Here is a 20,449-nt window from a genome sequence, read left to right as displayed (position 1 = left end):
ACCTACTGCACCCGACTACTCTCCCCCGCGCCCGTAGCCCGGTTATTATACCGCGCCTTTTTCAGCTTTCCGAAATTGTAGGTAAGCGCAAGCCGCAAGTAACTTGACCGCCATTTATTGTCGAAGTAAATGTCCGTCTCGCCAATGGCATACTCTCCTGAAGCGCGAACAGTGTTGAAGATGTCGTTGGCGATCAAACGAGCAGTCAGGGCGTCCTTGAAAAATCTTTTTTCAGCCGATAGTGTGAGGTTTGCACTATCATATCTGTTGAAGGTGCCTTCAAACAGGTTGCCTACGTACCAGAACAACACCTCAAGGTGCAGTTGCTGACCCACACGGAACCGGTTATCGGTAAAGAAATAAGGTTGGGGTTTAGGTTCTACGAAGGCAAAATCTAACTCAAAGGCGGAGGCTTTTGAGTAGGAAACGCTTGCCGTATTGTTGGAAGTCCACCAATCGGTCTGAATGGTATGGCTTGCAGATGCGTACCAGGTTATGTCCTGGGAGAAATTGAGCCGCTTAAGTACGTAGCTGCGAGGATCTTCTCCACGGAGGGCACTCCCCGCCAGTGGGTCTAAGGTAAAGTTGTAGCCAAGTTTCAACGTGGTGGGTCCGGATTTTCCAACCAACTCGACGGCGTGAATCTTTTCCGGAATTAATTCGGGGTTCCCCTGGATAGAAGTATAGGGGTCCTGGTAAATCAGGTTAGGGTTCAAAGACTGGTATGGCGGCCGCCGGATGCGCGCGGTGTAGGACAGGTTTAAGGTTCGGCGCTCTGGCAACTCGAGGTTCAACGAGGCATTAGGGAACAGATTCAAATAACTGTCGTTTAACGGAGCCAGGTCATTTTCCTTTAAAGAGAGGGTGTAGTCCGTCTGCTCCGCCCGCAGGCCAACAGTGTACCCTAGCCGGTCAGACAGTTGGCCGCTCATGTTGAGGTAGCCGGCAGATACACTTTCGTCGTAGATATAAATACTGGAAAGGGCCTCGCTTGGAGCGAAGTCTTCTCCGGATTCAGCAATAAAGAAATCAAGGTCGGCATCGTTTATCACCCGGCCGTATCGAAGGCCTGCTTCGAGGCGGTACCCGGCGGGAAAAACTTTAGTATAATCCACTTGCAGAGAAGTAACATCAATGTCGAGATCAAGCAGGTTAAGAAGCCTTCGCTGAGTTGGGCCGGCCGGTGTGTTACCATTTTCCAGAATAGGATTATTCGCCGTATTTGCAAATCGTACGGACTGCCCACCGACGAAGACATTAGAACCCAGGCTGTCCATTTCCCGTCGGTAGTTCAGGGAGATTGAATTATTTCGGTCCTGTTCATTCATCGAAATAGTACTGGCATAATCTAGTAAACCTTCGTCATCAATCAACCGATTGGTGTTAAAGGTTTTACCGCCGAGTTGTTCTGCAGCGCCGGTATAGCCAAGCGAAATTGCGCCACCACCCGGAGCGTCATACTGTACACCTGCACCGTAGTAGTGATAACCTTCCAGCTTCCGTTGCCAATCGATGTTGACGGCGGAGCTGAGAAAAACGGTTGGATCTGTGCGGTCACGGGTCGTAAATTTAACGTGACGATCTTCACCAATTTTCACCGCGTAGCTGGCCTGAACGGCAAAGCGACCGAGGTTGCCACTGAGGTTAGCACCAGAATAGGACTGCCACCCACCAAAAGCGGAGGTGCCCGTATTATGCTGTAAGCCGACCTGATAGCCATCTTCACGACCACGCAGGGTAGTAATTTCGATCACTGCGCCGCCGCTGGCGGCATAGCGGGCTGAAGGGTTGCGGATGACGGCGATCTTCTGCACGTTTGCGGGGGCCACCAGCGCAAGTTGTTCGGGGGTAATGGGCTGACCGTCGAGGTACAAAATGGCGCTCCCTTTGCCGAGAACGGAGAGGATACCATCTTCGTCGATTTGCACGTCGGGCGTACGCGCCAGGATTTCGTTGGTGGAGGAACTGGCGGCCAATACGGTATTGGCCACCAGGACTTCTACCGTTCCATCAGGCCGCTGCGTGTATACGGGCTTACGGCCACGAACGACTATTGCGTCGAAGGTCAGGCCGGCTGGCTGCACCTCCACCTGACCAAGATTGATGGTGGTTTTTCCGTCGTTGATCACCCGTCGGTAAACATCGGAAAATTCCAGGGAGGTGAAACGAAGGAGTACCTCTTCCGCAGCAATATCACTCACCTCGAATTCACCATCCAGAAAGAAATCGCCGGTAAGCAGGCTCGAATCTCCTGGATGGAGAACCATGACGTTGCCACCGGGCCGGTAGCCATCGGGAAACGTGAGGATTCCGGTAACGGAGTAGGTATTGTTGTTCAGCAGCTCCTTTTGGGCGTGGCCGCTGGTGCAGAGGAAGGTTAACAGCGCAAGGACAACGAAAGCTTTGGGTAGGTACATATTAATGGCTGGCTGGTGGTGAGCACAAACCTATCCTTTACCGGTACGCGATATTTTAATAGTCGTCGGATGAGAGTTTAGGGGCGACGGACAGGGTATAGCCCGGCGGACGCGTCAGCTCCTTTGTTGCGCCCCGGTCAACGATTGATTCCTAACGCCCCAAACTAACCATCCGTCGTCCTCTACCACCTTTCCATCGCCCCGAAACCAGAAGCCGGTTACGGTCACGTATTTTTACCGGGAATGGAAAAATGGAAATCCTTACTCTCCCGCCCGATATACCAGCACCTGCTTTTCTGGCTGGTAGTATACACCTGCTACATCGTTTCCAACTGGAGTGATTTCACTCATCCTTTCGGGGTATTCTCCACCTATACCGTGCGGGTAGTTTTGCAGATCGGCCTAGCCTATGCCTGCCTGCTGTTTATTCTTCCCCGCTACCTGGCGAATAAAAACACTACGGCTCTGGTGTTATCGTTGGTGGCCGTCGTTTTCACCGGGCATTTCCTCAACGTTTCGGCGATGGTCCTCTACCTGGAACCAACCTCTCCGGAAGCCTTTCTTTACTGCCGCGCTGATTATATGGAGATGACCTACTGGGAACGGGTTTTCGATCTCAAATACGCCGTCTTCATCACGCCTGCCTCGCTTTTTCCCCCCACCTTCGTCCTGGTTGCCATTCAATATTACCAGAAACAGCAGCAAGTCAGTGAATTGAACGAGCAGAAGCGGGCTGCTGAACTCAGTGCTCTCAAGCATCAGCTCAACCCACACTTCCTGTTCAACACCCTCAATAATCTTTATACGCTGGCACTGAAAAAATCGGACCAGACCGCCGTCGCTATTGCGCGGCTTTCCGACATTCTTGACCATATTCTCTACCGCTGCAATGAGCCCTTAGTTGCACTTGATAAAGAATTGGATCTCATTGAGAGTTACATCGGACTGGAAAAAATCCGTTACGGTAAACGGGTGGAGGTAACGCTCAAAAAATCGTTGGCCCATCCGGCGAAAATTTCCCCCTTGCTGTTGCTAACGTTCATTGAAAATGCCTTTAAGCATGGGGTAAGCCAGGAAGTCAACCGGGCCACCGTAGATATTTCGTTGGCTTCTACCTCCACGGCCATCTCTTTCCGGGTAAGCAACAGTATCCCCTCAATGGCACCTCCGGAAGACGCTAACCGGGAAGCTATTGGCTTAAGCAATATCCGCCGCCAACTAGAACTCACCTACCCCAACCGCCATAAGCTAACGATCAGGCAAACTGATGGCCGTTATGACCTCACCTTAAACCTGCAACTAACATGACCCATCGCTGCCTCATCATAGACGACGAAGACCTGGCCCGGGAACTGATCACCAGCCATTTAGAAAAACTCCCTGAATTTACCCTCGTCGGCACCTGCGCCAGCGCCCTCGAAGCCCGCCAGATCCTGCAAACCCGGACCGTTGACCTCCTTTTTCTCGATATAGAAATGCCCGTCCTGAAAGGCACCGAATTCCTTAAAAGCCTCCGGCATCCCCCAAAAGTCATTTTTACCACCGCCTACCGGAACTACGCCATCGATGGCTTCAACCTCAACGCGGTCGACTACCTGCTTAAACCCATTACTTTCGAACGGTTCTACCAATCCACTTCGAAGTACCTGGAACAGTTTCAGACGAGCCGTGCGGAATCACCGGTTTCTTCTCGCCGTGACCACATTTTTATCCGAAAAGATCGGAAGCAAATCAAGCTTGAACTGTCCGACATACAATACGTCGAAAGCCTGAAAGACTACATAAAAATCGTTGCCGACCACGAGACCCACACCATCAAACATCGGCTGACGGCCTTCCTGGAACTACTTGATGACCGCTTTCTCCAGGTTCACCGGTCCTTCCTCGTTAACCTTGACCGGGTAACGGCCTATACTAAACAGGATATTGAGATCGGGGCTAAGGAATTACCAATTGGAGAGCTTTATAAGGAGGTGGTTATAGAAAAGTTAGCGTAAAGAAAAAGGCAAAGTACTTAATTATAGCAATGACGACATTAAACTTACGGTGGTAAATGGTCAGACAAATTAAAGACCTGACGTGTTCCCTCATCAATCTCAGGACCATCCAATAATTCATGACTTTTACCGTGGTATCAGTTTTGCAGAGGCCGAACGACGAATCGCAAAATATCCGGCAGATAAACAGGTGCAGGCCGGCCACAAGACTAATAACGCGAATCAAGGACTAAAAAGAGCACTTGTCTGTTGAAACCGTCGCGACGGCAATCAAATGATGAATAATAGAATGGCTACCGCAAGCACCGTTCACTGCACTGCGCTTGCTCACCATGGCAAACAAAGCGTAGCGAAGTGAGTGGCCAGTGCGGTAGCCTATTCTCTCCTTCAATTATTTGCTGAATCCCAGGCTATTTATAAAACAGAGAGACTCACCTTAGCTCCTGATTCGCGTTAATAGACCAACAGCACCAATAGGCCAAAATCCTACAACACCTCCGCCACCGTAAAAATGCTCCCGCCCACAAAGACTATCCCATCCGTAGCACGCGCGTCAACCTTTGCCCATTCGTAGCCTTCAGCCACGGACTGGCAAACATCTCCTTCCAAACCATATTTCTTAGCAGTCAACTGCAGCTCCGCAGCTGGTAAGCCGCGCGGGATATCAGCTTTCACGAAGTAGTAAATTGCGTCTTTCGGGAAAAGAGGTAACGCCTTACTCAAGTCTTTATCGTTCACGACGCCAATCACCATGTGCAACGGGCGACCGTAATCTTTGAGCCGTTCGATGACGGGGATAAGCCCTTCATTATTATGGGCAGAGTCAGCAATACACAGGGGGTTCCGAGCCTGCAGGATTTGCCAGCGCCCAATGTAGAAGGTCTCCTTAACTACGTTCTTCCAGCCATGCTGGATCGATTTACCATTGGGCCGGAAATCATCGTTGTGCAGCACCAACAAAGCCGCATAAGCCGTGAGCAGGTTCTTACTGAGGTGGGGTCCATCCAGGTCGGTTCCGATGATGAGCCCGGCCTCCGAGCCGGGCAGGCCAATGGAGAAGTATTTCAGGTTATCCATTCCCCGCATCCCTACGAGGTTGATCTCGTAAGCCTGGTCGGCGATGATGAGCTGGCTGCGGCCAGAGCGGGCCAAGTCCCGGAAAACGGGCAGGGTTTCGTCCTGCGTTTCTCCGATGATGACGGGGATACCAGGCTTGATGATGCCGCCTTTTTCGAAGGCGATCTCCGGTAGGGTTTCACCGAGAAATTGCATGTGATCGTACCCGATGTTGGTGATCACCGACAGCACCGGCGTAATGATGTTCGTGCTGTCTAACCGGCCGCCAAGGCCAACTTCGATGATGCACCAATCTGGTTGCTGGCGGGCGAAGTAGTCGAAGGCCATAGCAACGGTGATCTCGAAAAAGCTCGGCTCAATGTTCAGTTCGGTTGATTGCAACCAACCGACAAAACGCACCACCTCCTCCTCCGGGATAAATTCGGCGTTGATCTTGATCCGCTCCCGAAAGTCCTGGTAGTGTGGGCTGGTATACATGCCTACCTGGTAGCCGTGGGCCTGCAGCGCAGCGGCCAGCAGGTGGCAGGTGGTTCCTTTACCGTTGGTGCCAGCAACGTGGATACACCGCAGCTTTTCGTGCGGGTTGCCCAACGCGGCCAGTAGGACGCGGATGTTGGTCAGGTCCTTTTTCATGGCGGCTGCGCCCGCACGCTGGTACATGGGGAGCTGGGTAAAGAGGTAGTTTACGGCTTGTTGGTAGGTCATGGCAGTGGATAAAGTCGGTCATCTATCCGACGTAGAACTATTGGAAGCCTCCAGAAGTTTTTGCTAAAATGATGATCACGGGGTGGTCTAACCTTATTTGCTTCGGGTAAAAGTCCGCTTTACGGACTTTTACCCGAAGCATGAGGAAGTATATAAATGCTGCGGCGCTGCGTGCCGCCAAGTTTTTCCCTATCCATAACCCCGGGTTTTGGCGTACTGCCTCATCCGGGGTTATTAACATTCGATCCCTTCGGGATCTTCGTAGGGCAAACTCTACCTGCCCACCAACCGAACCCCCTCATGTGCCTCCGTCTCCAGCCAAAACTCTACCCGATCAATACTGTCGCCAAAGAACTCCTGCATAGAAGGCAGGTAAAAATCGATGGTAGATTGCTCGATGCGGAGGGGGATACCGGTCGTATTCATGAAGTGCACCCCAGCGGTATCAAACTGATTGATGGCGTTGCCCTCGGTCAGGTTACCGGGGTGCAGGCTGGTGGCCAGAATGATGTCTTCGGTGATTTGTCGGGAGCGGAGGTACACGTAATTGTTGACGTTGCCGGTAGGTTTTAACCGGGCATCCAGGGCGTTCAGGATGGTGGCGAGAAGGCGTGGGTCGTTAGTTTTCACATCAGGCTTCAGGGCAACAACAATGCTTCGTTGTCTGAACCTCGCTTCTTCCCCCTCCAACCATTGCACCTGCGCTCCCGCCAAACTCCCAATAATGGCCGGTACCCCGCCGTTAAGTACGATCCGGGTCTTCCCGTTGCCAATTGTTTGATTATACTGCTGATAAGCGCCCGGATCAAAGCCTTTGGGCAGCGATTGCTCCACAACGGAAGCTACTTCATTTTCCAGCAATACGTCCGGCCCGCCCGCACAAGCGGTAAGAAAAAGTAAAAATATCAACAGTCTTTCGGTCATAGGTGCTTTAATGTTGTTGCCTCCAATATACCAACGAACCAACTGATTAAATATGTCTCGCAAAGCCCGGATTGAAGCCATGCTCACCGAATCTCCACAGGATGCCTTCCTGCGTTTCGCCCTCGCCAAGGAGTATGAGAAGGAGGGCGCGGACGCAGGTGCAAAGGACCTTTACGCCGCCCTGGTCGCGGACCAGCCGGAATACGTCGGCACCTACTACCACCTGGGTAAAACGCTGGAACGGCTAAATGAGCAAGCCGAAGCATGGCGGGTTTATACCGAAGGCATTGCCATTACCAAACGGCTGGGGGAAAAGCATGCCATGAGCGAATTGGCAGGGGCCAGACTGGAATTAGGAGACGAAGAAGACTTCATGTAAGCAGCTCAATTGCTTTAGTAAAAAGTCGGGACATTAGCATTTTTTAGCAGTAATTTTGATTGGCAATTCTGCTAAAACTCTCCCGGTTCATAACCGGGTTTTGTTAACATATTTGATCTCCTTATGATCCACCCTGGGACTGAACTTCGCCTCGTAAATGAGGTCGTAGGTTACGGCGTTTTCGCCACTGTGCTTATTCCAGAAGGCACCATTGTTTACGTGAAAGACAGTCTTGAAACTGTGATCACGCCCACCGACTACCTGCTCCACCCCCCCGCCATGCGGGAGGTTGTCGATAAATACTCCTACATCGACCAGGACGGAAATCGCATTGTAAGCTGGGATTTTGCCAAGTACGTCAACCATTGCTGCAACTGCAATACCATCAGCACTGGCTACGGTTTTGAAATGGCCATCCGGGACATCCTCCCGGGAGAACAGATTACCGACGAGTACGGCATCTTTAACCTCGACGAGGAAATGACGCTGGTTTGCGGGGAAGCAAGCTGTCGTAAGCGCATCGGCCCTGACGATTTTGACCTGCACTACCGGGACTGGGACGAAAAGATTCAGCGCTCCATTGGCTTCCTTTTTGAAGTCGATCAGCCGCTCCTCAGCTTTGTCGATGAAGCTACCAGACAGGAACTTGATACGCTGTTTCTCAATCCTTCATCGTATAAATCTGTTTATGCGCTGAAGTTGAAAAAAGGGTAAGTAATCGATGAAAGGTCGCTGCGCTCCTTTCCTTGTAACGACAGTTTTCTCACAGAAACAGCCATAGGTTTCTCACGGAGGGCGGCACAGAGGGACGCACGGAGGGTGCACAGAGGTTAAAATAGAACACACAACTGAACCGCTACGAGTGAAGCGACCAACCAAGCGCGGTAGCTCTACAAGCGAAGCGTCTACAAGTGGCGAAGCCACGTCTACGAGGTCGCGAAGCGACCGTCTACAAGAAAATGAGCGCAGCGAATTTTCGTCTAAAAAAAGCCTCCGGCTTTTACCGACTGCACCGCACACAAAACGGGCTCTCCGGCATCAGCACCAGCCGCGCCATCGGGATCGGCCGGCCACACCGCTTGCAAAGCCCGATTTTCGGGTCATCGAGGTTGGCCTGCATCACCTTCAGTTTAGTCAGCTTTTCCCGGGCTTTGTCAAGGGCTGCCTCCTGCACCGCCTTATTGTTGATGGCGTCCATCCGGGAGACGCGGCCAATGGCATCGTCGGGGGTAACGGGTGCAGACATCTCTTCAAAGCCTAGGATTTTCTTTTCGGTGAGCTCAATTTGTTCGGTTAGTTTTTCGGCGAGGAGGGCTTTGTCGATCATGTTGGCATTGTTCCCCGGCATTTATGCCGGAATCCTGCACAGTATAATGCATTCAAGCGTAAATACCAGGGTACCATATTACCGCACCGTGAAAGTCTTTCCATCCTTCCCCACCCCGGTTATCGTCAGCGAAGTCCAGGCCCTGGGCAATACCCCACCCTTTTGGATGATGCCGGTATCCGTAAATTCCAGCCCGCCGAAGCCGAACAGGACTGCCTGCAGCACGCCTCCGGCACCGGTAGCAAAATAAGGGTTGGTACCGCCCGCCGTTTCGGACAAGACGCCAAAGGGCGGGACCTCATTGGGCTGGTAACTCTTCTCAAAAAGGCGGTAAGCATTATCTACATCACCAAGTCGGGAATACAATAAGGCCAGGATCGCAGCGCCCATCGCCGGGCCGTCGGGGGCCAGTTTTGGCTCGTAGTATTTTAGGTCCCGACGAATGTCTTTCGGCTCCCGGACAATCTCCATGGGCCAGGAAAGGAGGTTGACGTCGGCCTGTTTAATCATGACGCCATCGTAGGTAGCATTTTCCTTGGTCGTACCGTCCGGAAACCGGAGGATAGGGATGTTAGCGGCTACGTGAGCCCAGTCGGGGTCAGGGGTCAGCCCGAGGGCCTCGGCAGCTGCCGTTGCGTAACCTAAGGCCGTGATGGCCATGCCGTTGGTGTAGGCATTATTATCAATATTTTCCTCCCACTCGTTGGCTCCGATAACGTTGTCGATGTTGTAAGCCCCGGGTCCGGTGCGGTCAACGCGACTGGCGAAGAAGTCGGCGACTTCCCGAATGACCGGGTAACCGGTAGTCCGCAGCCACTCTTTATCTCCGGTCGTCTGGTAATACCGCCACATCGCCCAGGCAATGTCGCCCGAGATGTGGTGCTGGAATGGGCCGGTCAGGGCCCATACGGGTGTATCCTCCGAGCCGTCGTCTGCTGATTCCCAAGGGAACATCGCACCGGCATAGCCATGAGCGAAGGCGTTCGTTTTAGCCGCGCCCAACCGGTCATACCGGTACTCCATGATGCTCCGGGCCATGTCGGGCTGCAGTGCCAAAATACCGGGGTACATCCATATTTCGGTATCCCAGAACACGTGACCGTTGTAGCCCAGACCGGAGAGGCCCATCGGTGAAAGGCTGTACGCCTGCCCCGCACGAGCAAAGCTGTACAAGTGATACAGACAGGAGCGCACGGCAACCTGGTCGCGCACGTTGCCCTCAATTTGAATGTCTGACTTCCAAAGCTCTGCCCAGGCCGCGCGGTGGCGGCGAATGAGGCGGTCCATCCCTTCCAATTTAGCGAAAATGGTCAGACGCTCTGCTTCATTCAGCGGGTCGGCGAAGTGCTCGCTGGCCGTGGTGGAACCGACAACCCCGAAGGTATAGGTCTCTCCGGCCTTAAGCTCAAGGTGGAACTTGGCCAGGTGCATATTAAAATCCCAGTCTTCATGGATCACCTTCGGTTCTTTACCGTGTTCCTCCGGGAAAAGAAAGGCGGTGGAAGCAGCCACTTTGTGGGCGCCACTGGGGCTTTCGCCGTGGCTGGTCAGCAAACCGATCAGGACGTGTGGCCGGTCAATCTCGCCGTAGAGGTTGTGTACGTTTCGCAGGTGGTCCGGTGCCTCAATAACGGACATCGGGGTGACCCGCACTGCTTTTTTAGCCGTTAATTGCACCTGCGTCAGCGCCGTAAAAGGAAGATGCCGGAGAGACATCAAAGTATGCTTTACCGCCAGCTTATCACCAACGTCAAAGGTGGTCACGAGTTCCGCCGTTTGCATGTTCAGCTCCTGCTTGAAGTTGCTGATGTCCCCGATGCCGATACGGCGACCATCAACGTCCAGATTCATGTTCATGTGATTGAACGTCTTGAGGATGTTGGACACCCGGCCGCGCTGGTAATTATCGTAGACGCCGTTGAGCACCACGTCTTTGACCTTCATGGGTTCGGGGCTGGAGACCAGGCCGACCATTCCGTTCGCAACGGTGATGCCGTAGTAGTTATCGGGATTGATGTCGGTGGCGGGGATGGTCCATTGGGCATTGGTTACCGCACCGGCGCAAACCAGCAGGCAGATAAATAAGCTTCGCATGATCGATAATGTACTTTTCGAGTTAACAGAAATCTATCGGCTAAGCTACTGGATTAAATCCGGACCCCGAGAAAACTCTCCCTGACTACTCCATAACCACCCGATAATTATTCGGAAACCTGACCGAGTAACCAAACACGGCCGTTACTTCTTTCTTTGGGCCCAGTTCTTGTTTCCAGGTCAGGATGCCGGTATTCGTATCCATCTGAAAATTGGAGGCGATCTCCGGTTTGATGTCAATGTTCTCATCGCCACTGATGGGTACCTGATCGAGGATGGTCAGGTTGACGGGTACTTCCTTGGTGTTACGCACCTTGATCTTGTACTCCCGGGTCTGGGTCGTCCTGCTTCCAAAGAGGTTCTTCTTCCGCGAGTCGTCCGTTTCCTGACGTTCGATGACGATCCCCGGGTCTTTACCCAGAGAGATCTCCAGCACATCGCTCGTATTGGCCACGTCCAGTTTGGAAACGCCGAGGTAGGTGCCTTCGAAGAAGAGTTGGACTTCGCCGGATAAGAGATTGTACTGCTCCCATTCCTTTATCTCAGCGGTGAGGTAGGCGTCCGGAGTGAATTTAGGTACGGCCAGGTGCTGGTAGGTGGCCGGCAGGTTGTGCTGTTTGATCTCGACGTCGCGGGGTTTACCGTCGGATGGAATGCTGTAAGGCAACTCGATGTCGAAGTTGACAGTGGTGGCCCTGCGCTGAACGGTTACCGGTACTGGGGCGTCCTCCTGTGCATATTCACTACGAAAATCTCTTTTCTTTTCCCGCTGCATCCTTACGCCGGCAGCCCGCCCCTGCAGGGCATTCTGTAGTTTCGCGGAACCGGTGACGACCACCTCGTCCAGCAATTCCGAACTTTCATTCAGCGCGATGTCTCCGTTGGCCTGCGCCACCGGGATTACCTTGCTGTCGTAGCCGACGTAGGAGATAACAAGATTCTTCGCATTAGCCGGTACTTCGAGGCGGTAGATGCCGTCGAAATCGGTTACCGTACCAATGGCCGTTCCCTGAATCAAAATACTTGCCCCGATCATTGGTTGGCCAGCCTCATCGATCAGGCGGCCCTCCACCCGACTGTAGCCGAAGGTGGTCGGTTTAGGAGCCTCGGGGCGGTAAGTGGGCGGTCGGCTGTTGTTGGTTATCCGCCACATGGGCAGGGTTGGTGCAACGCCGTTGGCGGAAGGATCGCCGGTGCTGAGTTTCAGGCGAACGTTGGTCCAGTCTTCGCCGCTGCTCTGGCTGACTTTCGCGCGGTACCGGAGGTCAACGGGCTTGGTGAGGTCCGTCACCCGAATATCGTAATGTGGCACCCAGCGGGCGTTTGGAACAAGGTAAGTGAGGACGAAGTCGCTGCTTGAAGCCTTTTCAGATTGGGTCACAACCACGATCTCTGCCGTGGCTTTCGACTCATTCTGCTTCCCTAATTCAGAAAGTTGCTCCTGAATTTTCTCTCGCTCCTCCAGCACTGTTTCCAGGCTGTCGGTGATGGAGAGGTAAAGCATTCGGATGGCGGTAATTCGTTCGCGGTGGTAGGCAACCGTTTGCTTTAATTCATCCGCTGAAAGGCCGTTTTGCTGGCCGGCGACCAGCCGATTGGCTTTCAGAATATCCTCTTCTTCGCGGGCAATCTGAAACTGCGTGGACAGCAGGGCTTTACGATCGTCCAATGCTTCGATCTGGTCGTAGAGCTTGTCTGCTGCCGGGTTCTTTTCCGGCCGTTTATTAAAATTCAAACGCTGGCTTACGGACAATACCACCAGTGCTTCATCGCCCGCCTTCACCTGGATACTTTGGGGGTCCATGTCGGCCGTCAGGCCGGTAAACACCAGGGTGGATCGTCCTGCAGGAATCGCTGATTCAGCCTTGCGGTTCACTTGAGCCCCCTCCAGAAAAACGGTGGCGTTGGTAATGGCAGAAGTAATGGCCGTTTCTTTTTGGGCGCGGACGCTGGTGCAGGCAAGGAGTAGGAAGAGCAGGGAAAGGATACGTTGCATTAGGATGGATTTTGGTTAGGTGGATGCATGGATTTTCCAGAATACACAAGCAGGAATTTAAATTCTCTCGGGAGCCGTCAAACGTTGGCGGTACCGTTTGTTGGCAACACCCTGATTTACGATGAACTGCGCTGCGGCCTAGCCGCGAACGGTAACAGCGGTAGCTCCCTTCACCCATTCCTCCCTTCACCCATTCACTCCCCCCCACTAAGGTTAGCATCCCCCGTCTTCACCACAAAGAAATCAACGCCTACTTCCCTTACGCCAGGGCTATTGAGGCTGATACCGATTGGAGCCTGCGGATCAACGGGAGTTGGATCCAACGGAAAGCCGACGGGTATCACCAGCCAGTTTGGCCGGTTCCCCCAGTTGCCAGTGGCAAGGATTACCCGGGTTATTCTGGTAATATCCGATACCCGTATGGAGCCTGAATTATTGGCGTCTCCCGCAAGTCGCTGAATCGGGGTCATCGCACTAAAACCTAGGATGTCTCGCCGGATGGTGATGATGTCTCCCACGTCAACGCCCTCGTCGAGCGGCCCATCGGGCCGGTACTGCCCGCTGATGGCAAATGCCTGCACGCCCACTGGCCGTTCGCCACGGTAATTCCCCGAAGCATCGGTCGTGAATTCAGCGAGACCCCCACCCTCCCACTGAAGGGCGATACTTACATCCGGCAGGGGAACACCGTCTGCATCCCGAACGGTTCCCTGCAGGAAGGTTTTGGTGAGGAGGTTTTCGCCATCGAACGTCATGGGATTGGTACCCAGTGGGTCCAGCCAGGGCTGGAGTCGGCTGCTATCTACCAACCCCTGATCCCAGCTCAGGTGGAAGCGGCCGACAAATGCCTCGCTGACGCCGGGGCAGCTTGAGTTGCCACCGTTAAGTTGGCCCCGGATGCGGTGGTCTTCGTCGAAATAGGCACTACCCGAAGAACCTTGTTGAAAGTCACCTACGGCGTAGTCCATCACGAAGTGGTGGCTTGGCGGCGTGACCACACCACTATTCCACGTAATCTGGTTGGTCAGGATCGACATACCTTCCGAGCCGGAAATGCCCAGCTTTTGTATATCCCCCAAAGGGTGATGAAAGTGAATGATCTCCCCGGAAACATTTCCGGGAGAGCGGTCCCAACCGGCGAAGTAGTGATCCTCGGCAGTAAATGCAGGGTCAATGATCTCCATCAGCATAAAGTCTGTTTCTCGCTTACCAGCTCGAAAACGAACCCCCGTATATCGGGTAGGCGTGGGTTCAATGGCTGGGTTGTTACAGTCATCGCTGGTGTAGTCGAAATCAAGGGCCCACAGATCGTAAAGCGGGGTGAATCCGTCCATACAATGAAAGCCCGTAAGCACCAGGGGGCGCCCGTCCGACGACGTATTATTGATCAGGTTACCAGAGCAAAAACCAACACCTTCAACTACCACCAGATTAATTCGTGCGGTACCTGATTTTTCATCTTTCCATCCGTCTCCTTCCGCACAGTTGGCGTTTACCTGGCAGGCATTAGCGTCTCCAAAATCCTCGCTTAAAGGGTTTCGCCAGAGGTCCTTACGGTACACATGGTCGATCCGCCAGAGGTGAAAGGGAGTTTCTTCAGGTAATGGGCCACGATAAGTGAGGGTGACGGTTTCTCCCGGCAGAAAATCGGTAAAGAGTCGATTTTCAGTACTGGCATCGGCCTGGGTGAAAGGGCCTCGGCTACCGGCAGGGTTGGTCAGCAAAAGGCGACCGCCTTCGGGCAGGTTCAGCTGGTCGGCAAAAAGAGCCAAACCAGTTGCTTCGGGGACCTGAAAGGTGCGCGACCAGGTCCATTCTCCATTATCGTATGAATAGGTATTTGGCGCGGACGCGGGAGCAAGATCGAGGGATAAAGGAGCGGAGAACCGGGCATTGTTGAATCTGTCGTCCTCACGTGCCAGCTTTTCCAGGTCTGGTTCCTGGAATTGGATCAGGGATTGTTGGCCAGTAAGTACGCCGGTGAGTAGCCACGCGAATGCGACGGAGTAGAGTGTGTTCTTGGGAATCATGGTTGGTTGTAGATAAAAACTAAAGACTGAACAAAGATAAAACATGGGAGGGAGATGGCCTTAGGGTAAGGAAAATTGTCCTTTTCAGGTTCCGGACCTTCAGGTTGGGACAGCGACCTCCGGACCCGGAGGTCCGGAACCCTGGCATTAAAAGCAGGAGTTTTACCCTAACCTTAAACTTTATCCCCCCGCTCACCTTTATAGCCTGCTCCCTGAAAGAACGTTACCTGCACCTGCGGCCGCGCCCTTTAAAAAAATTGGCCTACGGTCATTTCAACCGGGCCTGCAATTGACGTATAAGTACACAAATGCACTTATACAATAACCCCACGAATCTCTCCTATGAATACCCCCTGGCACGAAGGCTGGACCGACGTCACCTACCCCATTTTCGAAGGCATGACGGGTTGGCCCGGTCAACCAGTTACTAAATTCGACACCCTGAGCTGCATCCATTGCGGCGACCAGGCGAAGGTCACCATGCTCCATTTCAGCGCGCATTCCGGCAGTCATATGGATGCCCCCAATCACTTCATGGCCGAAGGTATCGACATCAGCCTGGCCCCCATACACGTCGGCCTTGGCCCCGTCCGGATTGCCGCCATCGACTGCCCAGCTGAGGTTACTCCAGCTGATCTGGACGCCTACGAAGCCCGGACCCGCCCGGTGCTGCCCGGAGAGCGACTGATTCTCCGCACGCCAAACTCCGACAAAAAATTCTGGCTCCAGGATCCGTTTGACAAAGACTACCGGGGCATCGGCCCGGATGCCGCAGCCTGGATCGCACGCCGTAAACTTGCCCTCATCGGCGTAGACTACCTCTCGGTAGGCCCTTTCTACGAAGGAAACCCGCAAACCCACCGCGCGCTGATGAGCGCCGGCGTTTGGATCATCGAAGGGGTTGATTTACGTAAGATTACCGAAGGGGACTACGAAATGATCTGCCTGCCGCTGAAGTTGGCGGGGAGCGATGGATCGCCGATCCGAATTTTACTGAAGGGCCTTATCTAGCGCCGCCAAAGCAGCCTAAGGCAGTTTTCATTTTTATACTGGTCGGACAGGAGCAAGCCCCCGACCTGCTGGCTAGTGTTTATGGAGACTTTTAGCAGAAATCGGGTTGTCTCGTTGTCGGGGTAATCCGGTTGTCAGGTTATCAGGGTTGTCAAGGTTGTCGGGTTGTCGGGTTGTCTGAGGTATCCGGGTGTTCCACTTTTGGAGAATCGAAGATGAGACACCTTGACAACTTGAAACATTTTAAACCAAAAATTTGTATTTAAAAACAAAAACGATTACTTTTGTTTGAAGCCACAACGAATTGTGGCAGGTTGCAAAAAAAGTAAACGGTTATGTCTTCTTACAATTCTACCCCGGCTCCCCGCCGCGGCTCCGGCCGCGTTCTCACCATTAACTGGAAGCTCCTGTGGCGACGGCTACGCGCCTACGTTGGCCAGTTATTCACCTCCTTACGGCATAAAGCGGCGAATACAGAATACATTCCACCAGCATGGATGCAACGGTTCCGGCTGACCTGGTTCCGGATCGGGCTGATGGCCCTGGCAGTCTTTGTTTTCACCCAAAAGCAAGTAGATTTTACCGTAAGCATGGGTAAGGAAGGCCTGGCGATTGGTCACTCAGAAGGCCGTCATTCTGCGGCAGCAGCAGCCGGACTCGCAGCCAATAGTTCAAGTACCGCAAGTATGTCTCCTCTGACAGTAAGTGGCATTGATGCGGCCCCGACAACAACAGCCAACAAAACCTGGGACGTAAACGCGCTGGACGCGGCTACCGTCCGCGCCTACGTCAACCGGTTTGAACGTGTAGCAAAAGGAGAAGAAATTAAGTACAACGTTCCTGCGCCGGCCAACATGGCCCTCGCCATTCTGTACAGTGAAGCCGGGCAAGCCACTTCTGCGAAGCGGGACAACAATCACTTCGGGACCTTTACCGCCGATGGGTATTATGAAAATGCCTGGATGAACTGGCGCGCGCACTCCGAGCGCCTCAATAAACGGTTTCCTAAGCTTGCTGATAATTCGGTTAACTACCAACAATGGGTCGCGGCGCTGGCCAAAACCAGCTATTCCTCCGATCGGAAACTAGCCGATAAGATCATGGATATTGTGGAACGATTTAACCTCGACAGGTTGTAAGGGGGAAGGAAGAAAAGGAATAAGGGAAGAAAGGGAAAGGTCCAGTAGGTCCTTTTACCCTTTACTCCTTTTCTTTCTCTAAGTGGTTTTCGCAAGCCGCTCCATCCTTGGTGGAGTGGCTTGTTTTATTGTAGCTCCCGGACCATAGGGCCAGTCTCACTTTCCCCTGATTCTTAATGTAAGGTCTACGCCAAAAAATCCATTGCCTTTTTCACCATCTCTGCGCTGCCTCCGAAGAAGGGCATCCGTTGGTGAATGTCGGTGGGCTTAATGTCCATGATCCGTTCGGAGCCATTAGTAGCACTCCCTCCGGCCTGTTCCAACAAAAAGGCTAACGGATTGCATTCGTACAGCAGCCGTAGTTTACCTTCTGGCTTACCGGTGCTTGGTGGGTAGAAATAAATACCGCCTAAGAGGATGGTCCGCCACACGTCGGCCACCATACTGCCAACGTAGCGACTGGTGTAGGGCCGGTCCCCTTCTTCTGCCTGACAATACTTGATGTATTCCTTTACTCCTTTTGGGAAGTGGACATAGCCGCCTTCATTTACACTGTAAATTGTTCCCGTCTCCGGAACCTGAATGTCGGGATGTGAGAGGTAGTAGGTCCCGATGGCCGGGTTGAGGGTAAAACCATTAACGCCGTTCCCCGTCGTGTACACCATCATCGTGGAAGTACCGTAAGCAATGAACCCGGCGGCTACTTGCAGGTTGCCTGGCTGAAGAAAATCATCCACCGTCACTGGAGTACCAATGGGAGAAACACGGCGATAAATGCCGAAAATGGTGCCGACGGTAATGTTGACGTCGATGTTTGAGCTTCCGTCCAGCGGATCCATAACCACCACGTACTTATTGCGGTTACGGTTGTCAGCACCGGCAATGGAGATCATTTCATCGTTTTCTTCTGACACAATGCCGCAGACGATATCGCGGTTAGTCAGTGTGTTGATGAAAGCCTCATTGGCAAAAACGTCCAATTTCTTTTGTTCCTCGCCTTGGATGTTGGTACTGCCGATGGTTCCGGTAATGTCCACCAGCCCGGCTTTACGGATTTCGTGGCTTACCACTTTACCCGCGAGCCGGATTGCATTTAGCAATTGGCCGAGTTCGGCATTATCGTATTCAAATTCTTCGGGCCGGTCGATCAGGAATTCGCCGAGGGTGAGGGTGCGGTTTGCTTTCATAATTAGACAGTTAGTAAGTGAGTTGGCGAGTCATTGAATAGCTGAGTGGCTGCCGCTTTTACCACTCACGGCGCTGCGCTTGTTCGCCTGAGGTGAGCAAAGGTAGCGTCGCGAACGGTACTTTAGTTAATGGATTGGAGAGTTGGTGAGTCACAGCGTGGCTACCGTTTTGCCGCTCATGGCGCTGCGCTTGTTGCCAAAGGTGAGTAAAGCGTAGCGTAGCGAACGGTACCTGCGGCAGCCACTCATTGACTCAGTGACTCGCCAACTCACTCCCTCACCACCGGTTCCCCGGCAGAAGATAGTTAGACACGTAATCGGAGATGCCTTCTTCGAGTGAGGCGAAGGGCTGATCATAGCCGGCGTTCCGGAGCTTCGTCATATCAGCCTCGGTAAAGTACTGGTATTTATCCCGGATATCAGCCGGAGTATCAACAAAACTGATATCTGGCGTATGGCCCATGGCCACGAAGGTCGCTTTGGCGAGATCGAGAAACGTCCTGCTCTGTCCAGTTCCCAGGTTGTAGAGCCCGCTTGGTGCAGGCAGGTTTTTCATCAGCCAGTGATTAACGGTAACAAGGTCTTTGACGTAGATAAAATCCCGGCGCTGGTGGCCATCGGCGTAATCGGGGCGGTGGCTGCGGAAGAGCTTCATTTTGCCCGTTTTCTGTACTTGCTGGAAGGTGTGCCAGATGACACTGGCCATCCGCCCCTTATGGTTTTCATTGGGACCGTAGACGTTGAAGAACTTCAGGCCGTAGTAGTGGGGCGGGGTTTCGGTTTGGGTCAGGACCCATTTGTCGAAGTCGTTTTTGCTGCGGCCGTATTCATTCAAGGGTACCAGGATTTCGGCCAATGCGTCATCATCAACGTAGCCGTGTTCACCCAGGCCATAGGTCGCGCCGGAGCTGGCATAAATGAGCGGGATTTGCCAGCGGGTACAGCGGTGCCAGACTTCTCGTGTATAGTTGCGGTTGAGGCGGTCAAACAGTTCTACATCGGGCTCGGTCGTATCCGTTCTGGCGCCCAGGTGGTAGACGCCTTTTAGTGGCCATTGCTCGGCGTCCCAGGTAGCGAATAATTCATCGCGTTCTACTTTCCGGAGGTACTTCTTCCCATCGAGGTTAGGGGCCTTATCCGGATAATTCGTAAAATCATCCACTAAGATCAAGTCAAAAATGCCTTGTTCGTTGAGGTGGGCGACGAGGGCGCTGCCGATGAAGCCGGCGGCTCCGGTGAGTAGGTACATTGTCAGGTTATCTGGTTCTCAAGTTGTCTTTTAGTAAGGCTCTGTTGGGGGCTAAGGTTGAGGTGACGGGCCAGTATCTTTTTTGGCGCGGCCGCAGGTGCAGAGAAAGGATAGGAAGCCTGAATGAGGGAGTGATGGCAATAGTGGGGCAGTTTAATTCCTTGTGATTAAGGGATCCAGGCTATTCTTTCAAGTTTAAATAATGCCCTCTGGTTTCCTTATCAAATTTTTCAATCGCATACCGAAGCGTTATTCTTGACATTTTGGTTGCGTGTTCATCAAGAAAGCTCCTTAGCTTTTCCTGATTCCTCTTTCCCGCCTCCCTAATCCAACTTCCTACAGCTTTTTGAACGAATTCATCCGTGTCGGTTACGAGGATTTCAGCAATATTGAAAGTGTCCTCAATTTCGTTTTTACGAATGAAATAGTAGGTGCTTACAATTGAAGTCCTTCGCTCCATGGGGGCTTTGGATTTTGCTAAATCGTACAGAGGCTTTTTGTCCTTACCGTACAAATAACCTCCAACCACATAAGGAGCCGCCCGGTCTACCAAACCCCAGTCATCAATCCATTTATGGTTATCCATGTACGCGCTGTAAGCATCTTCCTTTTCCTTAGCCGACGTTTTCTTGCTTCGGGCTTTCCAATCTAAAATGGACACTGCACCAAGTCGATGATCGTTATTTTCGTCTCTCAGCAGCTTTACTACTTCAGAAACAGGCATAACCTGATACTCTTTTGCCAAGGCAAATATTTCTCTCTTCGGAACAGCTCCCGGATATTCTTGCTGTATAATTTCCAATGTGGACATAAACTCCTTAGCCGTCATTTAAAATATTATTTGTGAAACGCCAATTTAAGCGATCGGAAAAAATTGGTGTACAAACATAGGTTGGGGAGCCCAATGTCCACATTTA

Annotated in this window: 16 protein-coding genes; 6 read left to right on the top strand and 10 right to left on the bottom strand. The window is 52.7% G+C overall.

Translation table 11 applies throughout. The features are described from left to right. Nucleotides 1-2: 2 nt before the first annotated feature. Nucleotides 3-2,417, bottom strand: coding sequence for a TonB-dependent receptor domain-containing protein (locus tag B036_RS0124275; RefSeq protein WP_020571342.1), 2,415 nt, complete (start codon nt 2,415-2,417; stop codon nt 3-5). A 243-nt stretch (nt 2,418-2,660) separates the two neighbouring features. Between B036_RS0124275 and B036_RS32610 the strand changes: the two genes are divergently transcribed. Both B036_RS32610 and B036_RS0124265 read left to right on the top strand, forming a co-directional pair. Further along, the gene (locus B036_RS32610; protein ID WP_020571341.1) at nt 2,661-3,725 is read left to right on the top strand and encodes a sensor histidine kinase; all 1,065 of its coding nucleotides are present in this window, start codon (nt 2,661-2,663) and stop codon (nt 3,723-3,725) included. Beyond that, complete coding sequence (locus tag B036_RS0124265; protein ID WP_020571340.1) at nt 3,722-4,414, top strand: LytR/AlgR family response regulator transcription factor; 693 nt, start codon at nt 3,722-3,724, stop codon at nt 4,412-4,414. The genes B036_RS32610 and B036_RS0124265 overlap by 4 nt, the downstream gene beginning before the upstream one ends. A gap of 486 nt (nt 4,415-4,900) precedes the next feature. On the opposite strand, the gene B036_RS0124260 is transcribed toward B036_RS0124265, so the two are convergent. Together B036_RS0124260 and B036_RS0124250 are read right to left on the bottom strand one after the other, a co-directional pair. After that, the gene (locus B036_RS0124260; RefSeq protein ID WP_020571339.1) at nt 4,901-6,196 is read right to left on the bottom strand and encodes a bifunctional folylpolyglutamate synthase/dihydrofolate synthase; all 1,296 of its coding nucleotides are present in this window, start codon (nt 6,194-6,196) and stop codon (nt 4,901-4,903) included. Between the two features lie 273 nt (nt 6,197-6,469). Next, nucleotides 6,470-7,120 carry a hypothetical protein gene (locus B036_RS0124250; protein WP_026232312.1) on the bottom strand — a complete coding sequence of 217 codons (651 nt, stop codon included), beginning with the start codon at nt 7,118-7,120 and terminating at the stop codon, nt 6,470-6,472. Nucleotides 7,121-7,172: 52 nt separating this feature from the next. Between B036_RS0124250 and B036_RS0124245 the strand changes: the two genes are divergently transcribed. Together B036_RS0124245 and B036_RS0124240 are read left to right on the top strand one after the other, a co-directional pair. Beyond that, nucleotides 7,173-7,499, top strand: coding sequence for a hypothetical protein (locus tag B036_RS0124245; RefSeq protein WP_020571336.1), 327 nt, complete (start codon nt 7,173-7,175; stop codon nt 7,497-7,499). Between the two features lie 123 nt (nt 7,500-7,622). After that, nucleotides 7,623-8,213: an SET domain-containing protein gene (locus tag B036_RS0124240; protein WP_020571335.1), complete on the top strand. Its 591-nt coding sequence runs from the start codon at nt 7,623-7,625 to the stop codon at nt 8,211-8,213. A gap of 286 nt (nt 8,214-8,499) precedes the next feature. On the opposite strand, the gene B036_RS0124235 is transcribed toward B036_RS0124240, so the two are convergent. From B036_RS0124235 to B036_RS0124215, 4 genes are all read right to left on the bottom strand, one after another. Then, nucleotides 8,500-8,826 (bottom strand): TraR/DksA family transcriptional regulator, encoded by a 327-nt coding sequence (locus B036_RS0124235; protein WP_157472376.1) that lies wholly within the window; start codon nt 8,824-8,826, stop codon nt 8,500-8,502. Between the two features lie 78 nt (nt 8,827-8,904). Continuing rightward, nucleotides 8,905-10,920 (bottom strand): glycoside hydrolase family 65 protein, encoded by a 2,016-nt coding sequence (locus tag B036_RS0124230; RefSeq protein WP_020571333.1) that lies wholly within the window; start codon nt 10,918-10,920, stop codon nt 8,905-8,907. Between the two features lie 85 nt (nt 10,921-11,005). After that, a complete protein-coding gene (locus B036_RS0124220; RefSeq protein ID WP_020571332.1) occupies nt 11,006-12,916 on the bottom strand; it encodes a DUF4139 domain-containing protein in 1,911 nt (636 codons plus the stop codon). A 194-nt stretch (nt 12,917-13,110) separates the two neighbouring features. Then, nucleotides 13,111-14,946: a hypothetical protein gene (locus B036_RS0124215; protein WP_020571331.1), complete on the bottom strand. Its 1,836-nt coding sequence runs from the start codon at nt 14,944-14,946 to the stop codon at nt 13,111-13,113. Nucleotides 14,947-15,288: 342 nt separating this feature from the next. Between B036_RS0124215 and B036_RS0124210 the strand changes: the two genes are divergently transcribed. Continuing rightward, nucleotides 15,289-15,957 carry a cyclase family protein gene (locus B036_RS0124210; RefSeq protein ID WP_020571329.1) on the top strand — a complete coding sequence of 223 codons (669 nt, stop codon included), beginning with the start codon at nt 15,289-15,291 and terminating at the stop codon, nt 15,955-15,957. Between the two features lie 335 nt (nt 15,958-16,292). After that, entirely contained in the window at nt 16,293-17,096 is an 804-nt protein-coding gene (locus B036_RS0124205) for a glucosaminidase domain-containing protein (RefSeq protein WP_020571328.1), read from the top strand. 185 nt (nt 17,097-17,281) lie between these two features. On the opposite strand, the gene fbp is transcribed toward B036_RS0124205, so the two are convergent. From fbp to B036_RS30875, 3 genes are all read right to left on the bottom strand, one after another. Next, complete coding sequence (gene fbp / locus B036_RS0124200) at nt 17,282-18,283, bottom strand: class 1 fructose-bisphosphatase (protein WP_020571327.1); 1,002 nt, start codon at nt 18,281-18,283, stop codon at nt 17,282-17,284. Nucleotides 18,284-18,560: 277 nt separating this feature from the next. Beyond that, nucleotides 18,561-19,532, bottom strand: coding sequence for an ADP-glyceromanno-heptose 6-epimerase (rfaD, locus tag B036_RS0124195; RefSeq protein ID WP_020571326.1), 972 nt, complete (start codon nt 19,530-19,532; stop codon nt 18,561-18,563). A 181-nt stretch (nt 19,533-19,713) separates the two neighbouring features. Continuing rightward, on the bottom strand, nt 19,714-20,361 hold the full coding sequence (locus B036_RS30875) for a DNA alkylation repair protein (protein WP_020571325.1): 648 nt from the start codon (nt 20,359-20,361) through the stop codon (nt 19,714-19,716). Nucleotides 20,362-20,449: the final 88 nt, after the last annotated feature.

The sequence above is a fragment of the Neolewinella persica DSM 23188 genome, assembly GCF_000373105.1.
GTDB classification, from domain to species: Bacteria; Bacteroidota; Bacteroidia; order Chitinophagales; family Saprospiraceae; genus Neolewinella; species Neolewinella persica.
This window is presented reverse-complemented; position numbering and strand designations above follow the sequence as displayed.